2 rRNA genes are annotated in these 3226 nt (G+C 48.9%); both read left to right on the top strand.

The features are described from left to right. The first annotated feature begins 161 nt into the window (after positions 1–161). A 23S ribosomal RNA gene (locus AC1Q7N_RS11610) occupies positions 162–3083 on the top strand. 70 nt (positions 3084–3153) lie between these two features. After that, a 5S ribosomal RNA gene (rrf, locus tag AC1Q7N_RS11615) occupies positions 3154–3226 on the top strand; the annotation flags it as partial.

Genomic DNA, 3226 nt, shown 5'->3' on the forward strand with positions numbered 1-3226 from the left:
GATAAGTAAGTAAGATTTTACCAAGCAAAACCGAGTGAATAGAGTTTTAAATAAGCTTGAATTCATAAATAATCGCTAGTGTTCGAAAGAACACTCACAAGATTAATAACTAGTTTTAGCTATTTATTTTGAATAACAATTCAAAATATGGTGGAAACATAGATTAAGTTATTAAGGGCGCACGGTGGATGCCTTGGCACTAGAAGCCGATGAAGGACGTTACTAACGACGATATGCTTTGGGTAGCTGTAAGTAAGCGTTGATCCAGAGATTTCCGAATGGGGGAACCCAGCATGAGTTATGTCATGTTATCGACATGTGAATTCATAGCATGTCAGAAGGCAGACCCGGAGAACTGAAACATCTTAGTACCCGGAGGAAGAGAAAGAAAAATCGATTCCCTGAGTAGCGGCGAGCGAAACGGGAAGAGCCCAAACCAACAAGCTTGCTTGTTGGGGTTGTAGGACACTCTATACGGAGTTACAAAAGAACATGTTAGACGAATCATCTGGAAAGATGAATCAAAGAAGGTAATAATCCTGTAGTCGAAAACATATTCTCTCTTGAGTGGATCCTGAGTACGACGGAGCACGTGAAATTCCGTCGGAATCTGGGAGGACCATCTCCTAAGGCTAAATACTCTCTAGTGACCGATAGTGAACCAGTACCGTGAGGGAAAGGTGAAAAGTACCCCGGAAGGGGAGTGAAAGAGAACTTGAAACCGTGTGCTTACAAGTAGTCAGAGCCCGTTAATGGGTGATGGCGTGCCTTTTGTAGAATGAACCGGCGAGTTACGATCTGATGCAAGGTTAAGCAGCAAATGTGGAGCCGCAGCGAAAGCGAGTCTGAATAGGGCGTTGAGTATTTGGTCGTAGACCCGAAACCAGGTGATCTACCCTTGGTCAGGTTGAAGTTCAGGTAACACTGAATGGAGGACCGAACCGACTTACGTTGAAAAGTGAGCGGATGAACTGAGGGTAGCGGAGAAATTCCAATCGAACTTGGAGATAGCTGGTTCTCTCCGAAATAGCTTTAGGGCTAGCCTCAAGTGATGATTATTGGAGGTAGAGCACTGTTTGGACGAGGGGCCCCTCTCGGGTTACCGAATTCAGACAAACTCCGAATGCCAATTAATTTAACTTGGGAGTCAGAACATGGGTGATAAGGTCCGTGTTCGAAAGGGAAACAGCCCAGACCACCAGCTAAGGTCCCAAAATATATGTTAAGTGGAAAAGGATGTGGCGTTGCCCAGACAACTAGGATGTTGGCTTAGAAGCAGCCATCATTTAAAGAGTGCGTAATAGCTCACTAGTCGAGTGACACTGCGCCGAAAATGTACCGGGGCTAAACATATTACCGAAGCTGTGGATTGTCCTTTGGACAATGGTAGGAGAGCGTTCTAAGGGCGTCGAAGCATGATCGCAAGGACATGTGGAGCGCTTAGAAGTGAGAATGCCGGTGTGAGTAGCGAAAGACGGGTGAGAATCCCGTCCACCGATTGACTAAGGTTTCCAGAGGAAGGCTCGTCCGCTCTGGGTTAGTCGGGTCCTAAGCTGAGGCCGACAGGCGTAGGCGATGGATAACAGGTTGATATTCCTGTACCACCTAGTATCGTTTTAATCGATGGGGGGACGCAGTAGGATAGGCGAAGCGTGCTGTTGGAGTGCACGTCCAAGCAGTAAGGCTGAGTGTTAGGCAAATCCGGCACTCATAAGGCTGAGCTGTGATGGGGAGAGGAAATTGTTTCCTCGAGTCGTTGATTTCACACTGCCGAGAAAAGCCTCTAGATAGATAACAGGTGCCCGTACCGCAAACCGACACAGGTAGTCAAGATGAGAATTCTAAGGTGAGCGAGCGAACTCTCGTTAAGGAACTCGGCAAAATGACCCCGTAACTTCGGGAGAAGGGGTGCTCTTTAGGGTTCACGCCCAGAAGAGCCGCAGTGAATAGGCCCAAGCGACTGTTTATCAAAAACACAGGTCTCTGCTAAACCGTAAGGTGATGTATAGGGGCTGACGCCTGCCCGGTGCTGGAAGGTTAAGAGGAGTGGTTAGCTTCTGCGAAGCTACGAATCGAAGCCCCAGTAAACGGCGGCCGTAACTATAACGGTCCTAAGGTAGCGAAATTCCTTGTCGGGTAAGTTCCGACCCGCACGAAAGGCGTAACGATTTGGGCACTGTCTCAACGAGAGACTCGGTGAAATCATAGTACCTGTGAAGATGCAGGTTACCCGCGACAGGACGGAAAGACCCCGTGGAGCTTTACTGTAGCCTGATATTGAAATTCGGCACAGCTTGTACAGGATAGGTAGGAGCCTTTGAAACGTGAGCGCTAGCTTACGTGGAGGCGTTGGTGGGATACTACCCTAGCTGTGTTGGCTTTCTAACCCGCACCACTTATCGTGGTGGGAGACAGTGTCAGGCGGGCAGTTTGACTGGGGCGGTCGCCTCCTAAAAGGTAACGGAGGCGCTCAAAGGTTCCCTCAGAATGGTTGGAAATCATTCATAGAGTGTAAAGGCATAAGGGAGCTTGACTGCGAGACCTACAAGTCGAGCAGGGTCGAAAGACGGACTTAGTGATCCGGTGGTTCCGCATGGAAGGGCCATCGCTCAACGGATAAAAGCTACCCCGGGGATAACAGGCTTATCTCCCCCAAGAGTTCACATCGACGGGGAGGTTTGGCACCTCGATGTCGGCTCATCGCATCCTGGGGCTGTAGTCGGTCCCAAGGGTTGGGCTGTTCGCCCATTAAAGCGGTACGCGAGCTGGGTTCAGAACGTCGTGAGACAGTTCGGTCCCTATCCGTCGTGGGCGTAGGAAATTTGAGAGGAGCTGTCCTTAGTACGAGAGGACCGGGATGGACATACCTCTGGTGTACCAGTTGTCGTGCCAACGGCATAGCTGGGTAGCTATGTATGGACGGGATAAGTGCTGAAAGCATCTAAGCATGAAGCCCCCCTCAAGATGAGATTTCCCAACTTCGGTTATAAGATCCCTCGAAGATGACGAGGTTAATAGGTTCGAGGTGGAAGCGTGGTGACACGTGGAGCTGACGAATACTAATCGATCGAAGACTTAATCAATTTTTAAAAAACGTTTTGCGACGCAAAATCTTACTTACTATCTAGTTTTGAATGTATAATCATTCATTTGTCTGGTGACAATGGCAAGGAGGTCACACCTGTTCCCATGCCGAACACAGAAGTTAAGCTCCTTAGCGCCGATG

The organism is Staphylococcus sp. GW823-FHT05F06, from assembly GCF_058795495.1.